The organism is Paenibacillus pectinilyticus (genome assembly GCF_001700435.1).
GTDB lineage: Bacteria > Bacillota > Bacilli > Paenibacillales > NBRC-103111 > Paenibacillus_E > Paenibacillus_E pectinilyticus.
Genome location: NZ_LYPC01000014.1, coordinates 1,032,920 through 1,056,152 on the forward strand (window position 1 = coordinate 1,032,920; position 23,233 = coordinate 1,056,152).

At 46.7% G+C, this 23,233-nt stretch carries 21 protein-coding genes; 13 read left to right on the forward strand and 8 right to left on the reverse strand.

What is annotated here, in order from left to right:
- The first annotated feature begins 10 nt into the window (after positions 1-10).
- Positions 11-1,045, forward strand: a complete 1,035-nt coding sequence (locus A8709_RS11260; RefSeq protein WP_065852438.1) for an SGNH/GDSL hydrolase family protein — start codon at positions 11-13, stop codon at positions 1,043-1,045.
- Positions 1,046-1,581: 536 nt separating this feature from the next.
- Here the strand turns inward: A8709_RS11260 and A8709_RS11265 are convergent.
- The 4 genes from A8709_RS11265 to A8709_RS11280 form a co-directional block, all read right to left on the reverse strand.
- Positions 1,582-2,274, reverse strand: a complete 693-nt coding sequence (locus A8709_RS11265) for an LrgB family protein (RefSeq protein WP_065852439.1) — start codon at positions 2,272-2,274, stop codon at positions 1,582-1,584.
- Positions 2,271-2,675 (reverse strand): CidA/LrgA family protein, encoded by a 405-nt coding sequence (locus A8709_RS11270; RefSeq protein ID WP_065852440.1) that lies wholly within the window; start codon positions 2,673-2,675, stop codon positions 2,271-2,273. The genes A8709_RS11265 and A8709_RS11270 overlap by 4 nt, the downstream gene beginning before the upstream one ends.
- A 106-nt stretch (positions 2,676-2,781) precedes the next feature.
- Positions 2,782-4,596 carry a cache domain-containing sensor histidine kinase gene (locus A8709_RS11275; protein ID WP_065852441.1) on the reverse strand — a complete coding sequence of 605 codons (1,815 nt, stop codon included), beginning with the start codon at positions 4,594-4,596 and terminating at the stop codon, positions 2,782-2,784.
- Between the two features lie 4 nt (positions 4,597-4,600).
- Complete coding sequence (locus A8709_RS11280) at positions 4,601-6,226, reverse strand: response regulator (RefSeq protein WP_065852442.1); 1,626 nt, start codon at positions 6,224-6,226, stop codon at positions 4,601-4,603.
- A 234-nt stretch (positions 6,227-6,460) separates the two neighbouring features.
- Between A8709_RS11280 and A8709_RS11285 the strand changes: the two genes are divergently transcribed.
- The 8 genes from A8709_RS11285 to A8709_RS11320 all read left to right on the forward strand — a co-directional run bounded on the left by A8709_RS11285 (position 6,461) and on the right by A8709_RS11320 (position 15,725).
- Positions 6,461-7,864, forward strand: coding sequence for an ABC transporter substrate-binding protein (locus A8709_RS11285; RefSeq protein WP_065852443.1), 1,404 nt, complete (start codon positions 6,461-6,463; stop codon positions 7,862-7,864).
- Between the two features lie 79 nt (positions 7,865-7,943).
- Entirely contained in the window at positions 7,944-8,840 is an 897-nt protein-coding gene (locus tag A8709_RS11290; RefSeq protein WP_065852444.1) for a carbohydrate ABC transporter permease, read from the forward strand.
- A 15-nt stretch (positions 8,841-8,855) separates the two neighbouring features.
- A complete protein-coding gene (locus A8709_RS11295) occupies positions 8,856-9,686 on the forward strand; it encodes a carbohydrate ABC transporter permease (protein ID WP_065852445.1) in 831 nt (276 codons plus the stop codon).
- Positions 9,687-9,770: 84 nt separating this feature from the next.
- Complete coding sequence (locus A8709_RS11300) at positions 9,771-10,688, forward strand: dihydrodipicolinate synthase family protein (protein ID WP_065852446.1); 918 nt, start codon at positions 9,771-9,773, stop codon at positions 10,686-10,688.
- Between the two features lie 16 nt (positions 10,689-10,704).
- Positions 10,705-11,385: an N-acetylmannosamine-6-phosphate 2-epimerase gene (locus tag A8709_RS11305; RefSeq protein ID WP_065852447.1), complete on the forward strand. Its 681-nt coding sequence runs from the start codon at positions 10,705-10,707 to the stop codon at positions 11,383-11,385.
- Between the two features lie 10 nt (positions 11,386-11,395).
- The gene (locus A8709_RS11310) at positions 11,396-12,352 is read left to right on the forward strand and encodes an ROK family protein (RefSeq protein ID WP_065852448.1); all 957 of its coding nucleotides are present in this window, start codon (positions 11,396-11,398) and stop codon (positions 12,350-12,352) included.
- Between the two features lie 256 nt (positions 12,353-12,608).
- The gene (locus tag A8709_RS11315) at positions 12,609-12,836 is read left to right on the forward strand and encodes a hypothetical protein (RefSeq protein WP_065852449.1); all 228 of its coding nucleotides are present in this window, start codon (positions 12,609-12,611) and stop codon (positions 12,834-12,836) included.
- Positions 12,837-14,075: 1,239 nt separating this feature from the next.
- The gene (locus A8709_RS11320; protein ID WP_065852450.1) at positions 14,076-15,725 is read left to right on the forward strand and encodes an exo-alpha-sialidase; all 1,650 of its coding nucleotides are present in this window, start codon (positions 14,076-14,078) and stop codon (positions 15,723-15,725) included.
- A 121-nt stretch (positions 15,726-15,846) separates the two neighbouring features.
- Here the strand turns inward: A8709_RS11320 and modB are convergent, their stop codons facing one another.
- Both modB and modA read right to left on the reverse strand, forming a co-directional pair.
- Positions 15,847-16,512 (reverse strand): molybdate ABC transporter permease subunit, encoded by a 666-nt coding sequence (gene modB, locus A8709_RS11325; protein WP_065852451.1) that lies wholly within the window; start codon positions 16,510-16,512, stop codon positions 15,847-15,849.
- Between the two features lie 11 nt (positions 16,513-16,523).
- The gene (gene modA / locus A8709_RS11330) at positions 16,524-17,390 is read right to left on the reverse strand and encodes a molybdate ABC transporter substrate-binding protein (protein ID WP_065852452.1); all 867 of its coding nucleotides are present in this window, start codon (positions 17,388-17,390) and stop codon (positions 16,524-16,526) included.
- A 160-nt stretch (positions 17,391-17,550) separates the two neighbouring features.
- On the opposite strand from modA, the gene A8709_RS11335 reads away from it, so the two are divergent.
- A complete protein-coding gene (locus tag A8709_RS11335; protein ID WP_065852453.1) occupies positions 17,551-18,504 on the forward strand; it encodes a helix-turn-helix transcriptional regulator in 954 nt (317 codons plus the stop codon).
- An 83-nt stretch (positions 18,505-18,587) separates the two neighbouring features.
- On the opposite strand, the gene A8709_RS11340 is transcribed toward A8709_RS11335, so the two are convergent.
- Positions 18,588-18,851, reverse strand: a complete 264-nt coding sequence (locus A8709_RS11340; protein WP_065852454.1) for a hypothetical protein — start codon at positions 18,849-18,851, stop codon at positions 18,588-18,590.
- Positions 18,852-19,076: 225 nt separating this feature from the next.
- Between A8709_RS11340 and A8709_RS11345 the strand changes: the two genes are divergently transcribed.
- Both A8709_RS11345 and A8709_RS11350 read left to right on the forward strand, forming a co-directional pair.
- Positions 19,077-19,805 (forward strand): hypothetical protein, encoded by a 729-nt coding sequence (locus A8709_RS11345; protein WP_065852455.1) that lies wholly within the window; start codon positions 19,077-19,079, stop codon positions 19,803-19,805.
- Entirely contained in the window at positions 19,771-20,604 is an 834-nt protein-coding gene (locus tag A8709_RS11350) for a hypothetical protein (RefSeq protein ID WP_065852456.1), read from the forward strand. Before A8709_RS11345 ends, A8709_RS11350 begins: the two co-directional genes overlap by 35 nt.
- 82 nt (positions 20,605-20,686) lie before the next feature.
- Here the strand turns inward: A8709_RS11350 and A8709_RS11355 are convergent, their stop codons facing one another.
- On the reverse strand, positions 20,687-22,198 hold the full coding sequence (locus A8709_RS11355; RefSeq protein WP_065852457.1) for a sulfatase family protein: 1,512 nt from the start codon (positions 22,196-22,198) through the stop codon (positions 20,687-20,689).
- Positions 22,199-22,353: 155 nt separating this feature from the next.
- Between A8709_RS11355 and A8709_RS11360 the strand changes: the two genes are divergently transcribed.
- Complete coding sequence (locus tag A8709_RS11360) at positions 22,354-23,196, forward strand: AraC family transcriptional regulator (RefSeq protein ID WP_065852458.1); 843 nt, start codon at positions 22,354-22,356, stop codon at positions 23,194-23,196.
- The last annotated feature ends 37 nt before the right edge of the window (positions 23,197-23,233 follow it).

Below are 23,233 nucleotides of genomic sequence, written 5' to 3' on the forward strand. Positions count from 1 at the left end.
AAGAAGAACTGTGGGATTTCGCAGACAGTTAGGTGAAACGTTCGTTTTCCTTGGTACGGAAAAGCAAAAGATGCGATATGTCCCCTCTTCTAGTGGCGAGGGAGTGAAATTGAGAAGTCATCCGGATGCTAGGCATCCGGAGTGTCGGCACTATCAGGATGGCATCGACTACATGGTAGATGAAGTCGTTGGCACGATCTCGCGCTTGGAAAGCGGGGCGATTCCGGATTGGCGAAGCCATGCCTTGTGTGGCAAGGAGAAGTTTGATCATCGTGATTATGCGATGATTTCGAATTCGGCATATACAGTGTATGCTGACTATGGGTATGAGGAGAAGGATAGCGATAATGAGAGCATTCTCGCAAGAACTGAGATTGCGTCGCATGTAGAGAGCAACGATGGGATGCATGACACCAATTTGGCTCACTGGGCTCAAAAATTGCATACAAAGCAATCAATCTCACTCGTCGTACTGGGCGACAGTATTTCTAGGGGAGCTGAAATTCCTGATGAAAAGTTCACGTTTGCTCACTGTTTTACTGCTCTTTTATGCGAAAGGTTTCCCTCGGCAGAAGTTAAGTTGACGATGAAAGCCATTGGCGGTGAATCAAGTGAGGGTGGCTTGCTTCGACTACAGGAGGATGTAATTGCCCTCCAACCGGATTTGGTCACAATCGGATATGGCATGAATGACCAGAACTGGGATGCAGATAGTGGCAACGGTGTTCCACTGCTTGATTTTGAGCACCATATAGCTACGATGATAGAGCAGGTACAAGCTCAGACGGAAGCTGCAATCATCCTCATCACACCTTGCCTTCCCAATCCTCAGTGGCATTTTGCCAGCGAGAATGTGACGGAGTATGCGGACACCTTGCGGCTGCTTGCCAAGCGATACGAGGTTACTCTCGCAGATGTCCAGAAACTATGGATAGCTGAACTAGCTGCAGGTAAATCGACCGCAAGTTTGTTAATGAATAACGTCAATCATCCGAATGAATACGGTCATTCGATCTATACGAAGGCATTGGCGGAGGTACTTTGATTTGGCTGAAAGTCATGATTACATGTCTGAGTCTCACCTGAATCTGCGTTAGTTCGATTTATTCAAATTAAACGGATGATTCCTCCTCGGAAAACAGAAATAGTCAGTTTCTATCGAACTAAATCTTCATATTTCATGACAGTTGGTTGTTTTGATTGATTTAGTTCGGCCGAATCGGACTATTCAAGTAAAATGACGCGAGCAGCGAAATTAGTTCGATGTTTTCGGACTACAGATGATGTGGGGAAGCGAGCTTATCCATCGCGGCCATCTGCGAAAGGCACGGAACCCGAGCCTATCTATCGCGGCCATCTGCGAAAGGCACGGAAACCGAGCCTATCTATCGCGGCCATCTGCGAAAGGCACGGAAACCGAGCCTATCTATCGCGGCCATCTGTGAAAGGCATGGAACCCGAGATTATCTTTCGCGGTCATCCGCGAAAGTCTCGGATTTACAGTGTAGTTGCAACTCAACCTACTCACATACAAAAAACCAGACCCGAAGCACTAGCTTCAAGTCTGGTTCTTCCTCATTTTCAAGAAAACCACCAATATATCGGAATAAACAAAATGGATGTAATGATTCCCGCAGCGCCCATGGCGAAGCCGCTCATGCTGCCCTCGATTTCGGAATCTTTGATTAGCCGAGCTGTGCCGATCCCGTGTGCCGCTGTCCCGATGGCAATTCCGATGGAAAGCGCATCGCGGAAGCCGAGCCAGGTCAACAGCTTCCGGCCGAACATGCTGCCGAACAAACCAGTCAGCACGGTGAGCACGGCCGTTAGCTCCGGCAAACCGCCAAGATGACGCGATATCTCTAACGCGATCGGCGAGCTAACAGATTTCGGCAGCATGCTGAGCAGAATCTCACGGCTGCCGCCGAGCAAACCTACAAGAGCGGCGGCACTAGCAATGCCGGCGAGTGAACCGAGTGTAACGGCGATGAGGATGCCGGTTAGCTGTTTGCGAATCAATCCCGCATGTTTGTACAGCGGGACGCCAAGAGCTACAGTTGCTGGTCCAAGCAGCAGCGTTAGAAGATCACCGCCTGTTTTGTAGGCGGAATAGGGGATTCGAAAGCTCAGCAGCACAAGGATAATGAAGCCTGAGCACACAAAAAGCGGATGCAGCCAACGCCAGCGCTTATGCATCATCTGTGCAGCCGTATAGGCAACAACGCTTAGTGTAATACCGAACATAGGGTTCGTGACCCACGTAGGGGTGGTCATGAAATCCCACCTCCTACGGATTTCTGCTCTGCCGATGGTTGATTCACCCTACGATGATGTTCCTTCTCGTCATGACGCTGTAATTTCGAAGTAACAAACCCAGTCACTACAAGAACGACGACGGAGCTCCCAATGACGCCAACCCCGATAGACAACCAATTGGCCCCGATTAAAGGGAAGAAAGCCATCGTGCCTACAACGAAAGGGAGAAAGAAGAGCATCATATGCCCTGTAAACCAATTGGCTGTCGTTTCAACCCATTCAAGCTTAATGATTTTGGCAAATAAAGCGATGGTAAAGAGAATAAGGCCAATAACATTGCCTGGTAAGGGCAGGTGCAAGCCCATTTGAAGCCCGATACCAATAAGGTTAAAAGCTAGTAAAATCGCGAGTCCTAGCACAAGGTCCTCCTATTTATTGTTATTTTTTGTTTATTTGCTTTGTTTATTTGCTTTTTTTGTTTGTCTGTTTGTTTTTACTTTGTCCGTTTGTCTGTCGATTTGTTTGCTATTTCTGCTCAGCAGGAATTCGAATCCGAACGGTCGTGCCCTCGCCAAGCTCACTATCTATCTCAATCCCATAAGGATCACCGAAGTAGAAGACAATGCGATCATGCACGTTTTTAATCCCGATATGCGTTTCATCGAGTGTGTCAGAAGGCTGGGCAAGTCGAGTCCGAAGCTGATGCAGCTTCATTTCATCCATCCCTACCCCATTATCCTTCACCTGAATCAACAAGTCATCCCCCGATATCTGGGAAGATACCTCCAGCAACCCCGAACGACTGCTCCGTTCCAGTCCATGAACAAAGGCATTTTCAATCAGCGGCTGCAGCGAAAAATGCAACACCTGCAACGTCTCGCTATTCGCCATCAAGTCCTCATGATACTGGATTTTGTCCCCGAAGCGCAGCTGTTGGATTTTAACATAGAGTCGAATATGAATCAATTCTTCTTGCAGCGTCACAGTTTCCTTACCCGTCTGGATATGTATGCGGAAGAGTCGTCCTAGTATGCCAACCATCTCGGCCACGTCCCGCTGTCCGCCAATGATCGCTTTCATCTGAATCGTTTCCAGTACATTCGCTAGAAAATGAGGGTTGATTTGGCTTTTCAAGGCGCCGTATTGTGCAACTTTTTGCTGCGCTTTGGCCATAGAAGAACGTTCGATATAGTTCTGTAAGTCTTCTAGCATTTTACGAATACCTTGGTACAACACGCCGAATTCATCTTGCCGGTTGGAGCTGAGATCGACATCGAAATTACCTAGCCCGACCATTTTCACTTTGCGGCTTAACACAATAATCGGCTTAGTCACCCGAGCGGACAAAATGAACATAAACAAAATCGCTGTACCGAGTGACAAGCAGGCGAGTGCTAAAATAATTTTGATCATGATCTTCGCTTGCTTCGTCATTTCCTTCTCATCGATGGATTGAATAACCTTCCAGCCCGAATAGGGCGATGTCACGAAGTTGATGAACGAATTGGTCCCGGCAAAATACGCATAAAAGCTGCCATTCTCCTCTTCCAAAATGGTGCGAAGCTTCTCATCCGCTAAGGTGATGGGGCCGCTTGCGCTATCAGGTGTACTTGCAGAATTGTAAATGCTAGCTCCGTGATTATCAATAATCGTAAAACTCCGCTTACTCGTCTCGGATAGCTTCAATATTTCCCGTAAGGAATCCAATCGAATGTCGATCAGCATCACGCCAAGCGGCTGCTTGCTGCCAACCTTATTAATGACCCTGGCAATCGAAATGACAGGAGCCTTAGCATTCACACGATGGAAGGGGATGTGTGTCCCGAAAAGGACGATGCCGCCTTTACTTTGCTGTGTCTGCAGGTACCAGTCCTCATGTGTGAAGTCCTTCACATCATAATCGGAGCGATTGAAATTCGCCGAGTAGAAGACACGGTTACCTGCGTAAATTTGCACGCTGTCCACATTTTTAATCGTCATTTCGATGGAGGAGACGAAGTGCTCTATGGTGTTTCCGTATTGAATCCGTTCATCATTGGAGCTGTCATCCCCGTCTGCGATCCAATTGGCTAGGGCATTCTGCAGCTGACCATCCATTTGCGCATTGAGCGTCCCTTTTTCAATACTTTGCAAATATTGATCAATATTGAATGACAAGTTCGTAAGAATAAGATTCGAAGAACTTTGGTACTCATTTTTGACGGCTTGGATGGAAAAGAAATAAATAATAATCGAAATGATCAATAAGGGCACGGTGATAATCAGGATCATGAGCACGAAAATTTGATGATTCACATGCTTCATTCGGTATTGCTGGGAGATTCGCCGCCATGTGTTCAAGGGTTTACCATCCCCATTTCTTTCGATAATCTGTGGGTGTCATGTTTGTGATACTGCGGAACGTTTTGACGAAATGCTTATAGCTCTTATATCCGCACATTGTACAGACATCCGTCACGAGGTACTCAGGCTGCTTCAAACATTCTTGGGCATAATGGATACGAATTTCGGTCACAAACCGCATGTAATTCTTATCTAGCTTTCTTTTGAAAATACGGCTTAAATAAGAGGGGTTGTAAAAAAAACGATCCGCCACCATTTGTAAGGTGATATCTTGATCAATATGTTCTTTGATATAGGCTTCAATATGTTCAAAAATGAGTCCATCCTGATGATTCGTTGACGACAACTCATCGCGATACAGGGCGCCTACCTGCACCATCCATGCGGCCAGCCAACTGAAAAGCGCATCCAATGTTGCGAAATCATCGACACATGTCAGTTTTAGCAGCTTATCGCTGTATACGCCTTCGATCGGAATGCCATTTCGATGTGCAAAACGAATCGTGACGGAGATAATTTCTTGGATATAGGCGAATCCTCGATCTATGGAAGATTGGGGGAGGTAGGTCATCAACGTTTGAGCCAGTTGCCCCATCAACGCTTGAATCTCTGACGCCTGCCCACCTTCGATTCCGGCAATGATCCGATTCTTGTCAGCCTCATCCAGAAGTAATCGCGTTTCTTTCACACGAAGGGATCCTTCGCCAGCATCGACAGGAAAGAACAACTGACAGTTCGGTTGGTAAAAGCGCTGATATAGAGCTTTATCCGTTTGAAGCAGCAGCTTGTGCAGATGGGTACTATCCGTTGTTGGTTTGCCCTCCGCTAAATAGAATCCAGTTTCACAAGGTGAAATTATGAGTTCAGGATCATTGCTGCGTATTTCTTGAGTTTCTTCTAGTACGGTGATCCCATAGCATTTCGTTTTATCTACATAGAGAAAAAGCTTTCTAGGTATCGTTGTAGGATAGGTTAAATCAAGAACGTGCTGTATCAAGCTTTCCGCATGCTGACGAAATCCTTTTCTGGCAGTGGAAAGAGGAGGTACTCCTGTTGGTAGCCATGTCACGACAAAGGGTTGATACATCAGCGTCGCATTCTCGAAGTCACGGAGAAGTGGCTTGATGCCTTCTTCCCAAGCGAGGTGATCATCCTCTAACAAAAATCGGACGAGCTGGTGACTTTCCTGAACGCTGCTTTCACTCGCTTGCTTTTCTAATTCGTTACGGGTGAGGAGCTCGTTTCGCCGTAAAGCAAGTGTATTCATAGCGCTCTGTATGGTGGCAAGGCTTTCATCATATTCTAAAGGCTTAAGCAGGAAGGCATGTACGCCCCCGAGGCGAATCGCTTTCTGAGCATATTCGAAATCATTGAAACCGGTCAATATAATAAAGAGGGTATCCGGGAGTGCCGCTCGAATGTGTTCAATCATCTGAAGTCCGTCCATTTCCGGCATTCGGATGTCGGTAATGACCAAATCAGGGGGCTCGCGTAAAGCGGTGAGATGACCGTCCTTGCCATTTTCAGCTTCAACAATGGAGCTTACTTCCAACGATGGCCAGTCAAAATAGTGCTGTAACCCAGCTCTGATCAGCGGTTCATCCTCGACAATGAGTAGTTTATACATGAAGTTCACCCTATCTTGTTAGGACTCTAAAACAGATATTGTTAATTATTTATTAAAGTATACCATTAAAAACTTCGCAGCAGCGGCTGTCATATCCTAGAAAACGAACAGGTCAGAATACGACCATGAAAGTAAAGATACAGGGATTCTCCTTGTTTTCAATATGACTTATAGTTAGCGCATGGAATGAAACGAAAGCAATTTTATTCCACAATACATAACGGGGGTGCTCAAATGAGGGCTATGAAAAAAGGACTTATGACATTGGTAGGCGTTGCTCTTGTCGGGTCACAGTTAGTTGCATGTACGAATACATCTACGAAAACACCAGCGAACACAGCCGCGAGTACTGCCGAAACGAAGACAGCAACAACACCAAGTCCAGTGGCTGCGAAGCCAGTTGAGATAACATGGTGGAATTTCCCGAACTTCCAACCGCTGGATGGTGAAGTTGGGAAATATGAGAAGCAGATCATTGCTGCTTTTAACAAGAAACATCCAGAGATTAAAGTCAACCTTGAAATGATTACATTCGAGGGTGGGCCGCAAAAACTGAATGTCGCAATCGCTTCCAATTCTGCGCCAGATGTGATCTACGATGCACCAGGACGAATCATCGACTGGGGGAAGAAGAAGCTGCTCGCTCCGCTTAACGATATCGTAACCGATGAAGTGAAGAAAGATATTACGCCAGCTCTTTGGAAGCAATCCATGGTCGGCGATCAAATTTACATGTATCCCATTAATACAGCGCCATTCATGATGGCCGTAAATAAGACTGTGTTTGAGAAAATCGGTGCCCTTGATTTGCTGCCGCTAAGCCGTCCTGATCGGACATGGACGATGGCTGAATATGAGAAAGCGCTGCAAGCTGTGAAGGATAAGGCGCCGGAAATTATTCCGACCGGCTTTTTCGCAAAAAGTACAGCTGGCGATCAAGGAACACGTGCTTACATTGCCAACTTAGGCGTGTCCAGATTCTTGAGTGAAGATAACTCTAAAGTTGCGATTAATACGGATAATGCAGCTAAAGCGCTTGATTGGGTGGCGAAAGCAACGAAAGATAAATTAAGTGTGGCTGGGGCCGCTTCCTTAGCAGCAGCAGATGTCAACGATTTATTCCTGCAAGGTAAATTAGCTTTCACACTGAACTATTCGGCCGTACTTAAAGCACAAAACGTTCCAAACAAAAAAGTGCAATTCGAAGATATCCTTTTACCATTCCCGACGTTAGATGGATCCAAGCCTAAGCTTGAGCCATATTTGGGCGGTATGGCAGTGTTTAATAACGGAAATCCGGACAAGATTGCCGCTGCGAAAAAATTGGTTGATTTCATTGCCAATGATCCCGAATATGCGAAGAAAAACTTGATCCAAACCGGCGGTTTGTCAGCACGCACATCAATTACTGGTCTGTACAGTGATCCTGAATATAAATATGCAGAAACAGCACGTCAATTTATTACAGATGCACCGACAATTGCCGATGGTTATGCCGATATTCGTACATTCTGGTTCCCAGAATTACAACGTGTGTTAACGGGCGGAGCGACAGGTAAAGAAGCATTGGATAGCTTTGCAGCCAAAGCGAACGAAGCTATTGCCAAAGCGAAGAAAGATCAAGCAGCTTCCAAATAACGAGAGGCATGTCCTCTGGGAGTAGAGTGCGTGAGTGCTCTACTCTTTTTAATAAAAAAAGGAATTGGAGGGGAGAAACATGGAGGTAACGGTTCGTAAAACGAAAGGCTACGTACGCCGGGATTGGCTGATGAGCTATTTATTTTTACTGCCTGCACTTGGATTCTTCTTGCTATTTGTAGCGTATCCCATGATAAAAGGTGTTTATATCAGCTTCTTTGATTACTCCTTACGCAATTTTAACTTTATCGGATTTGAAAATTATGTATCTCTAATACACAATGAAACGTTCCTGAAAGCAATGCGAAATACTCTGCTATTGGTTGTTATCACGGTACCGATTGTTATTGTATTTTCGCTATTCGTAGCGGTTTCGATTTATAAGAAAAAAGAATTTGCTCGGTCCTTTTACCGAGGTGTGTTCTATTTACCCGCCGTATCTTCGGTTGTCAGTATTACCGTTGTATGGGGTTGGATTTACCATCCGAATTACGGCATTCTCAATTATCTGGGCGGATTGATTGGGCTGGAGCCGGTTTCTTGGTTAGGTGATCAGCGAACAGCTTTATTAGCTATTATCGCTGTCCTCATTACGACATCCGTCGGTCAGCCGATCATCTTGTACGTGGCTTCTCTGGGGAATATTCCAACTTCGTATATTGAAGCAGCAGAGATTGATCGCGCCACGCCGTGGCAAATATTTTTGAAAATCATTTGGCCGATGCTGATGCCGACGAATCTGTATATTATCGTCATTACAACGATTAATACGTTTCAGTGCTTTGCGCTGATCCAGCTGCTTACATCCGGTGGACCTGTTTATAGTACAACAACCGTCATGTACGGCGTATATGAGCAAGCGTTCGTGCTGGGCCATTTTGGCAGCGCAGCGGCGATGGGTGTCTTTTTAGCCATCATTATCGGTATTATTTCACTGATTCAGTTCAAATTCTTTGGCAGCGATGTTGAGTACTAGGAGGGGACGGACATCATGAAACCAAGCGCTGGGCAAAGGGTAACTAAAGGGTTCGCGACACTACTTTTGATATGTTCTACGTTGTTTTTTATATTCCCATTTTACTGGATTGTAACAGGGGCCTTTAAGTTTCAAACGGTGGCTACCCAAATACCACCTGAATGGTTTCCACTGAAACCAACCCTGCAGAACTGGTCTGACTTATTTAAAAATCCGGTGTGGCGTTGGACGCTAAACAGCTTCGTGATCGCGTTGCTAGAAATGTTTGCAGTCTGTCTCGTCTCAGCATCAGCAGGCTATGTACTAGCGAAGAAGCTGTTCCCGGGACGCAAAATTATCTTCACGATGTTCATCGCCGCCATGGCGCTGCCTAAGCAAGTGATTCTGGTTCCGCTCTTTACGATGCTGGCCGACTTTGGCTGGGTCAATACGTATCGTGGACTGATTTTACCAGCGATTGGATGGCCATTCGGGGTGTTCCTGATGAAGCAATTCGCTCAGACGGTGCCAGGTGAATTAATAGAAGCTGCGAAAATCGATGGATGCTCGGAAGTTAGGTTATTCTCAACAATTATTTTGCCCCTGCTGAAACCAGCACTAGGCGCATTAGCGATCTTTACATTTATTGCATCCTGGAACGATTATTTCAGTCAACTGATTATGACAAGATCAACTTCGATGATGACTCTGCCACTTGGTGTGGCTACGATGCAAGGTGAATTTACCACGAACTACGGAATTATGATGGCAGGAGCGGCACTCGCGTCTGTTCCCATGATTACGATCTTTCTCGTGTTCCAAAAAGCCTTTACACAAGGGATTACGATGGGTGCTGTAAAAGGATAAGGATGTTAACTGGGGATTATCTGGGAATTCAATGTTAGGAAAATACAAAATCATTCAGTCAACCATGCGGAGGTTCGTTCATGTATGAAACCCTATAATCTAGAACAATTCAAAGGGATTATTATTGCCCTCTACGCCAGCTACGATGATCTAGGAGAAATAAATACGGAAGCTGTACGGCGATTAGCTCGTTATTATGCAACAACTGGCGTTAAGGGGCTTTACGTCGGTGGAAGCTCCGGGGAAGGGATGCTACAAACGGTTGAAGAACGTAAGCAAATTCTTGCAGCGGTGGTAGCGGAAGTCGGCGAAGAGTTGACAATCATTGCCCATGTTGGAGCAGCAGCAACTCGGGATAGTGTAGAGCTGGCGAAGCATGCGGAGGAAGTAGGCGCACACGCGGTTTCCGCGGTTCCGTCGATCTATTATCGTTTATCTGCGGATAGCGTGGAAGGGCATTGGCAGGCGATTATCGATGCGAGTTCACTGCCTTTCATCATTTATCATATCCCGCAAACAACAGGCTTTCATTTATCGAAGGGCTTGTTAACGAAGATGGCGGCACAAGATAAAGTCATTGGTGTGAAAATTTCGGCTGAGAGTACGTTCGAGTTACAACAGTTCAAAGCGGCAGGAGGCAGTGACTTCCTCGTATTGAATGGGCCTGATGAGCAGTACTTGGCTGGGCGCGCAATTGGAGCAGATGGCGGGATAGGTGGAACGTATGGCGTGATGCCGGAGCTTTTTCTGAAAATCGAGATGTGCTATGCGCAAGGGAACATGGCTGAAGCACAAGCGTGGCAGTTTAAAGTAAACGAGCTTATCGTTAAATTGCTCTCATTTCCTTCTTTGTATGGGGCTTGCAAAGCGATTTTGAAATTGCGTGGGTTCGATATTGGTGTTCCGAGAATGCCGTTATTACCGTGTACCGAAGGTGATCAGGGTCGTATCGAGCAATTAAATGCGGAAATCATAACGCTAGTGGAGCTTGCCAAAGGATAAAGGAAGGAATGACCTTATGAATCATAGAGATCTGTTTCCTTTACACGGCTTGATTGTCTCCTGCCAGGCGTTAGAACATGAACCCTTACATGGCGGGGATACGATGGCCAAAATGGCGCGAGCCGCTGTCCAATCAGGTGCGATTGGGATCCGTACGAACGGTGTGCTAGATATTTTGCTGATTAAAAAAGAAGTGAATGTCCCTGTAATTGGTTTGATTAAAAGGGATATGCCCGGCTCAAGCGTGTTTATTACGCCGACCTTGGATGAGGTGAAGGCCATCGTGTTGGCAGGCGCTGATGTCGTTGCCCTAGATGTGACGGATCGCGAAGGACGTTTGGATGCCGTGAAGTCATTAATTACGTGCGCACACGAGTTGGGTGCTGCGGTAATGGCCGATATTTCGACGCTGGAGGAAGGCATCACTGCAGAAGCGCTCGGTGTTGATTTCATCGGAACGACCCTTTCTGGTTACACACCGTACAGTACCCAGCAAGAGGGACCAGATTTCGAGTTGCTGCAGAAACTCTGTGCGCGTGTTAGGGTGCCTGTAATTGCGGAAGGGCGGATCTGGACGCCAGAGGAAGCTGTGAAGGCGCTAGCCTGTGGAGCAGTGAACGTGGTTGTAGGGAGCGCCATTACTCGACCGCAGCTTATTACGGAACGCTATGTGCGAGCTTTACGTCAGTGGATGTAGGTGGATTGCGATGACTGCTCATTGGTGGAATCCTGAAGCTCAATATGCAATTGGCGTGGATATTGGTGGTACGAAGATCAATGCGGGCATTGTGAATCGGCAAGGTGAGGTGCTGCACTTCGTAAGCTTAATGACGATGGCTGGCGATGTGTACACGGTAGATCGTGTTGTGCAGGCGGTTCAGGAGTTGATAGCGGAAGTAGGAACGCAACAGCCTGACCTCCAAGTGAGAGGGATGGGTGTCGGAAGTGCGGGGCAAATCGATTGGGAGAACGGGGCGATTCGATCCGCGTCTGAGCTGATTCCCGGTTATGCGGGAACGCCGTTGAGAGCGATTCTTGAGGCGCGATTTGGACTTCCCGTTATCGTAGATAACGATGTCAATGTGCTCGCGCTGACCGAAAAACATCTGGGCGCTGGGCAAGATGAGACACATTTCGTATGCCTAGCGCTAGGAACAGGCGTCGGCGGCGCACTTGTCGTCGATGGCCGTCTCGTACATGGCGCATGGGGCGGTGGCGGCGAGCTTGGCCACATGTCCGTTGACTTTCGTGGAATTCCTTGCGTATGCGGGGGAATCGGGTGTTTGGAGCAGTACGCGTCAGGGACTTCGATCGGCAGGCGCATGCGCGAGAGGCTTGCGCAAAGCGGCTTGGCAGACGACACCGTGGACACGCGTGAAGTGTTTAAGCGTTGGCAAGCGGGGGATTCGCTGGCCGGTGAGCTTATGGATGAAACGATAGCAGCCTTGGGTGCTGCTATCGCTTCGCTGATCCACACCTTTAACCCAACGCTGATTGTGATTGGCGGCGGGGTTTCCGAGGCTGGGGATCGATTATTTGCCGAGTTGCGGCAAGAAGTAGGCCGCAGGACGATGCCCTCGATGTGGGCAGGCGTTCGGATTGAACCCGCCTATCAGGGTAATTGGAGCGGGATGATTGGCGCAGCTTTGCAGATGTGGGAGTGAGGAATGAGATAGGAGTAGTTTTGCAGGGGTGGGAGTGAGGAATGAGATTGGAGTAGTATTGCAAGAGTGGGAGTGAGTAAAGATTAGATCAAGATTGGAGTATCTCTGCAATGTGAGAATGAAAATCACGTAAATGATTGCATAGCGTCGAAGATAGGCCTCCCTTCATCGGGATTCACGATGGAGGGGAGGTCTTTTGTGTTTTGGAGCGAGTGAGTGAGGCGTCTGGGTTTGTCGTTTTATCGACTAACAGGGTGTGAGTGCTGGAAGTGCATTTGTAAGTCGATTTTATCGAGCTGCAGGTGTCAAGCAAGCTGAAGCACCAGTGCAAGTCGAATTTATCGACTTGCAGGTGCCAAGGGAGGCTGAAGCGGTAGTGCAAGTCGAATTTATCGACTTGCAGGTGTCAAGCAAGGCTGAAGCACCAGTGCAAGTCGAATTTATCGACTTGCAGGTGCCAAGGGAGGTTGAAACACCTGTGTAAGTCGATATTATCGACTTGCAAGTGTCAAGCGAGGCGGAAGCATCTGTGTAAGTCGATTTTATCGAGCTGCAGGTTTCAAGCAAGCTGAATCACCAGTGCAAGTCGAATTTATCGACTTGCAGGTGCCAAGGGAGGTTGAAACACCTGTGTAAGTCGATATTATCGACTTGCAAGTGTCAAGCGAGGCGGAAGCATCTGTGTAAGTCGATTTTATCTACCTGCATCTGACAAGCGAGGCTGAAGCACCTGTGTAAGTCGATATTATCGACTTGCAGATGTCAAGGGAGGTTGAAACACCTGTGTAAGTCGATATTATCGACTTGCAAGTGTCAAGCGAGGCGGAAGCATCTGTGTAAGTCGATTTTATCTACCTGCATCTGACAAGCGAGGCTGAAGCACCTGTGTAAGTCGATATTATCGACTTGCAGATGTCAAGGGAGGTTGAAACACCTGTGTAAGTCGATATTATCGACTTGCAAGTGTCAAGCGAGGCGGAAGCATCTGTGTAAGTCGATTTTATCTACCTGCAGCTGACAAGCGAGGCTGAAGCACCTGTGAAAGTCGAATTTATCGACTTGCAAGTCTCAAGCGAGGCTGAAACACCTGTGTAAGTCGATTTTATCCGACTAACTATCATCGAAAAGCCCCGATTCTGAAAGAGATAGTCGGTTAATCCGACTAACTATCATCGAAAAGCCCCGATTCTGGAAGAGATAGTCGGTTAATCCGACTAACTATCATCGAAAAGCTCCGCTTCTGGAAGAGATAGTCGGTTAATCCGACTAACTATCATCGAAAAGCCCCGATTCTGGAAGAGGTAGGCGGTTAATCCGACTAACTATCATCGGAAAGCCCCGCTTCTGGAAGAGATAGTCGGTTAATCCGACTAACTAATCTCGGAAAGCCCCGCTTCTGGTTGAGATAGTCGGTTTATCCGACTAACAGTCATCGGAGAGCTCCGCTTCAGGAAGAGATAGACGTTTTTCCCGACTAACCCCCATCAGATGTCCCTTTTCTCACATCGATCGCACCCCAAACCCTCGACATAGTCAAAAAAGAGCCCCTAAATGTCAAGTTCGAGGGATTACCAAGGAGTAAATGTGGTTTTATGATGGAGCTAGTCAGGTGTGTGGAAGCGCTTTTGACGAGTACATAGTGGGGAGGTAACTAGCACGCGTAAGATGGAAGTTTGCTAAATGAAGTAGCTTCAATTCACAGAAGAGAGGAAGGTAATTTTTGATGAAAATAATAACAAATGTGTTTCGTTTACTCTTATGTACGGCTATAGTGATGACTATGCTTACCTTTCAAGGTAAGATTGCGGAAGCTTCTGTTCCTGCGGGTGTGCTGAATTATGCGATTAACAGCACGTTTAATGGGACATCGGACTACGTGGACAAAACAGCTGACCGCACTGTCGTCTCATCGCTAACGCAAGGATCGATCTCTGTCAAATTCAAATCCACGAGCACAGCGGTTGCGAAGACATTTCTCAGCGTATCAGATACGAATGATCCTTCTAGCAATCTGTCCTTCACGATGAATAATGGCACGGTATACTTTGAAAACCGAGAAAATGGCAGCTATGCCACGCAATTAAGCGCTGCTGGGACGTATAATGATGGTGCTTGGCACACAGCGGTCTTAACTGTTGGCTCTACGGGCACGAAGATCTACGTAGATGGTTATCAAAAAGCAAGCGCAGCTTCAACGAGCTTCTTCACCAATGTGACCAACATCAATGGCATGTGGGTTGGCCGAAACGTGGATAGTGGCGGGGGCCAATGGTATTATTCAGGCAGTCTTGCTTATGTGAACATATACAATGTTGCGCTTACAGCGGCTCAGGTCAAAGAGCTTGAGTTCCTGACGGAACAAACGCTATTTACGACGAGTGACGGATTGGGTTATGCCCAATATCGCATTCCTAGTATTGTGGTTAGTTCAAGCGGCACGGTGCTCGTAGCAGCAGAAGCGCGATCTGGCGGTGATCAAACGCCGACGGATATCGTCTTTAAACGAAGTACGGACGGGGGGACGACGTTCTCTTCGCAAGTGATTTTAGCCCCAGGCAAATCACAAGGCTATGCGGAAATGAATCCCATGCTCATTGCGGAGAATACGGGTACGCGGGTTCATCTGTTGTGGAGTCGATGGATCTGGGGCAACTGCCAATATTTCATCCGTACAAGTACAGACGACGGGGTGACATGGGGGGCAGCACAAGACATCACTTCTGCCTTACTTCCATACAAAACATCAGGAAATGCCTATTATTTTGCCAATTTATCCGGTGCTGGAATGGGCCCAGGGCATGGAATTCAAATGAGTAATGCGGTACTGGTCGTACCGATTTATATGACCACACCGAACTGGACGAATTCGACAGTCGCTTCCATCTACAGCACGGATAATGGTGTAACATGGAACGCAGGCTCCAAAGTACCGAATCCTTCGGGCTTTTCGCTCATCCATGAGAACATGATGGTTCAACTGTCCAATGGCAGCCTCATGACGAATATGCGCAATCCGGGAAGTGATTACCGGGCAATCTCTACGTCGACAGGTGTGAATGGGACATGGAGCACGCCAGTGTCGGATACCACGTTGATCGATCCTGTTGTTCAAGGCAGTCTTCAACGTTATGATGCCTCGACGATCTTGTTCACGAATCCTGCGAATACGAGCACGCGAACGAATATGACGATTCGGATGAGCAACGATGATGGAGCTACTTGGGTTAAATCCAAAGAGATTTATGCCGGCACGAATGGCTATTCGGATATCGGAGTTGCACCAGATAAAACCATTTTTGTACTGTATGAAAAGCCTGCGGGCAGCAAAATCGCGTTAGCGCGCTTAAGTAAGGCGTGGATCGAAACGCCTTAATAGAGTGGCAGGGAGCCTTGCATCATGCAAGTCTCTTCCAGCTTTTCGTGGCTGAGCGAGAGCTCACCCTGTGTAACAGAAAAAAGCAGCATCCTCAGGTAAATACCTGCAGGTGCTGCTTTTATTCGTTCTTCCCTCTGCGATTGGCGAAAAACAAAAGCCCGAAAGATATCAAGATAATGGCGCCAGCCCAGCACCACGCTAAGGTTTGATTGCCGGACTCGACTGCAATGTAGATAGCGGTCGGTAATGTTTGCGTTTTGTGCGGGATATTCCCTGCAATCATCAAGGTCGCTCCGAATTCCCCAAGTCCTCTGGCAAAGCCGAGAATATAAGCAGATGTCACAGATCGCCATGCTAACGGTAAGGTGATATATCGCAATACTTGCCACTCATTAGCACCGATAGACCTTCCAGCGTCTTCCAAATCTTTGTTGATGAGAGAGAAACCGGTTTTCATCGTTTGATAAACGAGTGGGAAGGAGACCACGACCGAAGCGATCACAGCCGCCCCCCATGTGAAAATAATCGACTGATCAAAGATACGCTCCAGAAGGTAGCCAATCCAACTCTTTTTGCCTAGCAGGACAAGTAAGATAAAGCCCACGACCGTAGGTGGGAGGACAAGCGGTAGAAGAAAGCTGGTTTCTAACAATGTCTTTCCCCGAAAACGGCGCCGCGACATGTTCCAAGCTGCGAGGCCGCCAAGCACGAGAACAAAAAGGCTAGAGACGACAGCAACCTTTAATGAAAGCAGAATAGGAGAAGCGAATTCGGACCAGCTCATGTGTTACAACCTCATTTTGGGATGGTAAAGCCGAATTTTACGAAAACATCTTGTGCTTCTTTACTTTGCAGATACGTGTAGAAATCACCAGCTTCTTTGCTGTGTTTGGTTGCTTTTACGATGCCGGCAGGATATTCAATCGGTGTGTAGGATTTAGGATCAACACTGAAGGCTACTTTGACACTTTTGGAAGTCAACGCATCTGTTTTGTAAACGAAACCAGCTTCCGCATTTCCAGACTCTACATAAGTAAGAACTTGACGTACATCTTTGCCTTGTACTGTTTTGGCTTGTAGTGTATCCCATAGCTTAGCGTTCGTCAATGCTTCTTTGGCGTAGCTGCCTGCTGGAACTGTCTGAGGCTCACCAACGGCTAAATGCTTGATACCGTCGCCAGTTAAATCTTCGACTTTCTGAACGGCTACTTTGCCATCAGCAGGAACTACAACGACAAGTTCATTGATCAATAAGTTCTTTTGCTGAGCGGGATCAATTAATTGCTTATCGGTGAGAGCTTTCATATTTTTCGTTGCTGCCGAGAAGAATAAATCTGCGGGAGCTCCTTGTTCAATTTGCTGTTGAAGTGCGCCGGATGCGCCGAAGTTAAAATTGAGTTTGATTTGTTTATTTTTGCTCTCATAGTTGGTTTGAATCTCTTTGAAAGCATCGGTCAAACTTGCAGCTGCTGAGATCGTAAGTTCTACTTTCTCGGTGGGTACAGGTGTTGCTGTTGGTGTAGCCGCTGCGGTTGCTTGTGCCGTTTGTGTTGGCGTCGTACTTGCTGATGACTGATCCTTATTACTTCCGCAACCTGAGATAATCATGGATATGATAGCGAAAGATGCTAAAACATAACTAACCTTCTTTAAACGTAACATGATATTCCCTCCAATGTTATATTTATATCTATTTGATTATAAATAAAATAATATAATCAATGTTCATTATATTAAACCATGTCTAATTAGTAAACAAATCGATTGAAATACCGTAAGCGTCGCCGTATGATAATAGAAGCTGCATTGATGGAGGTTTACCATGACAACGGACATGTCCTATACAACGGAAGAAATATCTAAACTTTTGAAAATATCTAAATTAACGGTCTATGATCTCATCAAAAAAGGGGAGCTTCCAGCCTATCGGGTGGGCAAGCAAATGCGTGTAGATGCTTCTGATCTTGAGGCATACAAAACACGTGCCAAAGGCGGCAAGCTAGCTGCGGTTCAAACGGAAGCCGTCCAGGCCCCAAGCCACTATCCAATCTCACCCGTTTCTTCATCAAAAAACACGCTTGTCATTACTGGACAGGATGTAAGTCTGGATATATTAGCGAAACATATTGAGAAATATGTGCCTCATTATCGACCGCTTCGGTCGTATGTGGGCAGTATGGACAGTCTGATTTCGATGTATAAAGGTGAATCCGATATAGTGAGCACGCATCTGTTAGATGGGGACACAGGTGAGTATAACCTTGCCTTTATTCGAAAATTATTGATTGGTTCCTCTTATGTAGTGGTGAATCTAGTGTCGCGAGCGGCCGGTTTGTATGTCCAGCAAGGAAATCCGAAAGGAATACTGGGCTGGGCAGATCTCACACAGCCTGATCTTCGCATGGTGAATCGGGAAAAAGGCTCAGGAGCACGAGTTCTTCTCGATGAACAACTCCGTCTACATGGCATCTCTCAGGGCGTACTGAGTGGATATGACCAAGAGGAATCGAATCACATGAGCGTAGCTGGGAAAGTGGCGACGGGTGAAGCCGATTTCGGGGTTGGTATTGAAAAGGCGGCCTCCATGGTTGGCGGCGTGGATTTCATCCCGCTGATTCAAGAACGCTATGATCTCGTTATGCTCAAAAAGCCGGAAAACCAAATTTGGATTGAACAAGTGAAGCGTGTGCTTCAATCGGAATCTTTCCGAAATGAGCTGCGCCCTATTCAAGGGTATGATTTGTCACAGACGGGGAACATCATATATGAGACGTAACGATACATTATTCGACAGTCTGTCACAGAAGCAAGAACCCACCTTGGCCTAAGGTGGGTTCTTGCTTTCTTTATAATCTATTTTCATATAGAAGCAGGAGTGAAAACGTTAGTATTCGAAGGGGGCGGCAAAATCCGTTGATTAAATGTTGTGCTGCAATCAATGTACATGGGGTACACACTCTCTGGCATCTGAATACGAGGAGGAAGATAGGGTTCGATGGTTACTTCATTTTCGGGAACGGTGGAAAGTCTGAGGCGTTTGCTCTTCTCGAACACATCAATTAAGAGATAGTACATGATACTAATCACAATAAATCCCAATCCACAGATTTGTAAATTATGCATTCTAGTTCGCCTCCTAAGAATCATTTTTCATAGAATAACGGATTTGGCGTGCGATGTCGCTCGAAAATCGGTGTCGTTTTCTGAATTATTTTCAGAGGAGGTGGGAGCATCGGCACTTGATCTTGACTTATTCAGTGAGAACCATTATCATTTGATGTAGAGTTCAATTGAAAATGATTATCAATGAAAGACGAAGGAATGGACATCATGAGGGGGCGAGTGAGGATGAATCACAACGAGAACGGAATCGGCAGCGGAACCATCCAAGTCATTGCGGATTATGAAGTAGAGCGGTGGCTGCACACGCTTTCTCTTGAAGACCAAGCGCGCACTTCCGAAGATCCAGATTGGCAGCAACTCACGCAGTACGCAGCCTACCATGCGATAAATGGGTGGTACTCCTTACCCGTCGCTTCACGGTCGTTGCTCGCGTTGACGCAGCTTTTTGAAAGAAAATGGACGAATAAAGTGAGTAAGTTTGGATCGGAAGCTACGTATCGAGAAGTGAAGCACCGTGTGCTAACGCATTTGTATGATGTGCTTAGAAGTGACAGCGCCTTGGAGTGGCCGCATCTGTTGTTTGAGAGCATAGATGTTTGGATGGAAGAGCTTCAAATGGGATTGTCGATGATTATTCAGGTGATGGCGCCGTCAGAGAAATCCTTTGTTATTCATAAATATGTCATGGACGACGGCGCGGCTTCGCTCGCACTGTTTACACATATGTCGATTGTTTTTTGTCATAAAGCATTTGGCGTCATGCCGGAAGCCTTGCAAATAGTTAATCTAATGAGCGGTATGCAGCAACGCATAGAAACGAAGGATTTCATCGTTGAACAGTCGATCGATTATATCCGACTTGTCAAAGATGTCTATTTAGAAAGCCGAACATGTGGATGCTGCGTAGAGGAGGGTCTTCATGGAAATAAATCCAATATGGCAATCCACCAGTGATTTATTATCCCTCCGTTTTACAACATTGACCGCCTCCTCGGATGGCATCTTGTATGCCGGAACGGAAGGGCATGGTGTCGTACAATTTACACCGTTACGCTCTTGGGAATGTGCATCTGAGGGTTTGCCGGAAGGTGTTCATGTTTCTCGATTGGATTGGGTAGAAGGGCAGTTATTCGCCTCCACGAGGCTTGGCTTATATCGGCTAGAGGACGATGTTTGGCAGCAAACTTCGGTTACCGATTCCTGTTATCGGGCGATTGGCTGGGGGGATCGATTCGTCCTAACGGAGAATGGTTTGCTCTGCGGGAATAATGAAGATTGGCTCCCCCTCGCCTATCGCGGGAAGAAGACGTATGATTTGCTTGTAACGCCTCATTTTATTTTCCTAGGATATGAGGATGGCGTTGCATTCTACGATTTATTTACGGGAGATTGGTGTACCATGCCGCTTCCAGAAGCTGTAACAAGCTTAGCTGTGTTTAATAGCATGCTGATTGGGACGACAGAGAGTGGCAGTGTGGTGATGGGCAATAAAAAAGGCGGCTTCCTGCAGCATCGATTCGAAGGCATGTTCATTAATCGCTTGGTGCCGCATCGAGGTTCAGTCTATGCTTGCGCGGATACAGGATTGTACAAGTTGATCGAGTTCAGAGGAAGTTTCATGATGCAAGCTTTGAATGCCCAAGCCGAGGTTACGGATTTGCTGATTTGGCGAGATATGATGGTGATCTCGACCAGAGAATCAGGGATTAAGTATAAACATGCTGATACAACCGGTTTTCAGACGGTCCTATAAAAGAAGAAGCTCCCAGATGACTACATTCTGGGAGCTTCTTCTTTTATAGAGGGAATCCAGCCGAACACATCCTTACATTCTGCTAAGCATGCCAAATCCGCGGCATCGCCAGCGGCTCCTTACCCAGCTCTGCCCAAATATAAGAAAGCAGCAAGCTCGCTTTCAGCTCTTTAAACGCAGGATCGTCCCACAGATTATTGATTTCACCAGGATCCTCGTGGAGATCAAAGATTTCACCGTAGGTTTGGTTATAGTAAACGGTTAGCTTATACCGCTCATCGACATATGTTTTTTGATGAATGGTCGTCTTCTCATGGCGGAATTCACAGATCGCATGTTGGCGAACCCGTTCGAGAATTCCTGTCCAAACAAGGCTTTGATCCAGACCTGTCATGGAACACGGAATAGGCAGACCAGCCAAGGATAGAAAGGTTGGCGCGAGATCGACGAGCGATTGAATCGCATTGGACGTTCGTCCGGCAGGCACGTGACCTGGATAGCGGACGATAAACGGCAGCTTAATGAGATCCTCGTAATGGAAGCCGCCTTTGTATTGAAGGCCATGCTGGCCGAAGAAATGACCATGATCCGTCGTAAAGACGACAATCGTATTATCCGCTAGGCCTAGTGCATCAAGCCGATCAAGAATACGGCCAATGTGCGCATCCATACAGCTAATCATGCCGTAATACGTGGCGACGATTTGTTTGCGCTCATGGTCAGGCAGCTGTGAATGAGAGTGATACCCATGAATGCCATAACCGCTTTCGTTTAAATAGGAAAAGTCGGGTTGATCCTCTTGTGTCAGACGGAAATGCGGCGGATTTTTCTCGTGTTCGCCTGGTGTCGCGGTAGGGATTGTTAGCTTATTCGGATCATACATCGTGTCCCAGGGAGCAGGGACGAGATAATCGGGGTGCGGATCGAAAAAACTGGACCACAGGAAGAACCCTTCGTCCGATTGTTGATATTGCTCCAGCAGGGCGTTGGTTCTTTCGGCAATCCAAGTATTGTAATGGAATTCTTCTGGAATAGCCCAATGATGGAGCTGCTTAGGATCCATATTTCCCGTCGGAGCGACGAAATAATCACGCCAGTTCGTAAGACCCTTCTCTTCCAGCCATAGCACATAATGTTGTCCCACGTGAGCTTCGTTCGTATGATTCCGCGCAAGTTCCACATGATCAAAGCCATAGAAAGGTTGATCGAATGATTGCCAGAACTCGAGGTCTTGCAGAATCGGATACGACTCTAGAGAGGGATATTCCTCAGTTCCTTTTAGCGGTTGAAAATGTGCCTTGCCAATTAGCGCTGTGCGGTAGTCAGCCTTTTTAAAATCCTCGCCAACGGTATGCCGATCTTCCAGTAACTTGGTGCCTAACGTCCAGGCCCCGTGCTGGCTAGGGTACTGGCCCGTAATGATCGAAGATCTTGTCGGAGTACATGTCGGATTCGGACAATAGGCCCGCGTAAACGTTGTCCCCTCATTGACCAGTCGATCCAAATTGGGAGTAGATATCTCAGAATTGAATGCCCCAATCGTATTCCAGTGCTGCTGATCGCTGGTGATCAGTAGAATATTTGGTTTCTTCATGTGATAAAGTCCACCTTTCTATTGCTGCATGACTCTCTATTTGTAGTATAAAAACATAGGATCAAATACAAAATGACAGAATGTTAGAAGTTGTCATTATGTCTTGTTTTTATTAAGCTTAAGAGAGTTCTTGAAGTGATGGAAGTAGGTGTCGGATGCAAGAGTTTGAGATGGAGTTTGCTGATGTGTGGTACTTATTACCCCAACCCTTTCAATTAACTAGCGGCTGTTGGATCGTCCGAGCAGGACAGAATATTGCGAAACGTACGTATCACATTGGACCTAAGGTCATTGAACAAACGAGCTTTCACTGGATTACACAAGGAAATGTAAGAGTGACCTCTCTTGAACATGCTGTAGAATTAAGTGAGGGAGATCTGTTTTGTTTGTTTCCGGGTCAGTCTTATATCTACGAAACGATGCAAGTAGCGGAAGAAGATCCCCCTCTGAAAATGATCTGGTTGGCCATGGAGGGCAATCAACTTCCACTCGTAACGGCAGAGTTCGGACTCACGCCAAATAAATATTGGTTAAAAGAGATCATGAGTAATGAGGTCGGAGAGACATTGAGAAGTATACTAGGTGTTATAGTTTCCTCGAAGTGGCACAAATTTCTGGTGCAGCGTTTACTCAGCGAGCTTTTCTACAAGATGGATTTGCAAGTGAACAGAGCCGCACCGAATGAGAGAGAGAATTGGCTTCAGCAGGTCAAGGAGTTCTTCGATCTCCATTATACGGAACAGATTCGGGTTGAGGATGCTGCACACCAATTCGGCTATCATCGATCCCATTTGTATGCAGCTTTTCTGAAAAAGTATGGTACCTCTCCGCAACGATACTTGGCCAGCAAGCGACTGGAGAAAGGGGCAGAGCTGCTCAAAACAACGACTCTGTCTGTCACAGAGATCGCTTATTCGCTCGGTTATTCCGAGCTGTACGCGTTTACTCGCGCTTTTACCACTTACATGGGTATCTCTCCACGGACCTATAGGGCCTAAATCACATGGATAAATCAGATGATTCATAAGCGGATAT

What these genes read in the sequence shown, in the direction of transcription:
- A8709_RS11340 (WP_065852454.1), bottom strand. Translation starts at nt 18,851, where the DNA reads ATGCATAATTTACAAATCTGTGGATTGGGATTTATTGTGATTAGTATC.
- A8709_RS11280 (WP_065852442.1), bottom strand. Translation starts at nt 6,226, where the DNA reads ATGTATAAACTACTCATTGTCGAGGATGAACCGCTGATCAGAGCTGGG.
- A8709_RS11265 (WP_065852439.1), bottom strand. Translation starts at nt 2,274, where the DNA reads ATGACCACCCCTACGTGGGTCACGAACCCTATGTTCGGTATTACACTA.
- A8709_RS11295 (WP_065852445.1), top strand. Translation starts at nt 8,856, where the DNA reads ATGAAACCAAGCGCTGGGCAAAGGGTAACTAAAGGGTTCGCGACACTA.
- A8709_RS11345 (WP_065852455.1), top strand. Translation starts at nt 19,077, where the DNA reads ATGAATCACAACGAGAACGGAATCGGCAGCGGAACCATCCAAGTCATT.
- A8709_RS11355 (WP_065852457.1), bottom strand. Translation starts at nt 22,198, where the DNA reads ATGAAGAAACCAAATATTCTACTGATCACCAGCGATCAGCAGCACTGG.
- A8709_RS11335 (WP_065852453.1), top strand. Translation starts at nt 17,551, where the DNA reads ATGACAACGGACATGTCCTATACAACGGAAGAAATATCTAAACTTTTG.
- A8709_RS11300 (WP_065852446.1), top strand. Translation starts at nt 9,771, where the DNA reads ATGAAACCCTATAATCTAGAACAATTCAAAGGGATTATTATTGCCCTC.
- modA (WP_065852452.1), bottom strand. Translation starts at nt 17,390, where the DNA reads ATGTTACGTTTAAAGAAGGTTAGTTATGTTTTAGCATCTTTCGCTATC.
- A8709_RS11320 (WP_065852450.1), top strand. Translation starts at nt 14,076, where the DNA reads ATGAAAATAATAACAAATGTGTTTCGTTTACTCTTATGTACGGCTATA.
- A8709_RS11285 (WP_065852443.1), top strand. Translation starts at nt 6,461, where the DNA reads ATGAGGGCTATGAAAAAAGGACTTATGACATTGGTAGGCGTTGCTCTT.
- modB (WP_065852451.1), bottom strand. Translation starts at nt 16,512, where the DNA reads ATGAGCTGGTCCGAATTCGCTTCTCCTATTCTGCTTTCATTAAAGGTT.
- A8709_RS11310 (WP_065852448.1), top strand. Translation starts at nt 11,396, where the DNA reads ATGACTGCTCATTGGTGGAATCCTGAAGCTCAATATGCAATTGGCGTG.
- A8709_RS11360 (WP_065852458.1), top strand. Translation starts at nt 22,354, where the DNA reads ATGCAAGAGTTTGAGATGGAGTTTGCTGATGTGTGGTACTTATTACCC.
- A8709_RS11350 (WP_065852456.1), top strand. Translation starts at nt 19,771, where the DNA reads ATGGAAATAAATCCAATATGGCAATCCACCAGTGATTTATTATCCCTC.
- A8709_RS11290 (WP_065852444.1), top strand. Translation starts at nt 7,944, where the DNA reads ATGGAGGTAACGGTTCGTAAAACGAAAGGCTACGTACGCCGGGATTGG.
- A8709_RS11305 (WP_065852447.1), top strand. Translation starts at nt 10,705, where the DNA reads ATGAATCATAGAGATCTGTTTCCTTTACACGGCTTGATTGTCTCCTGC.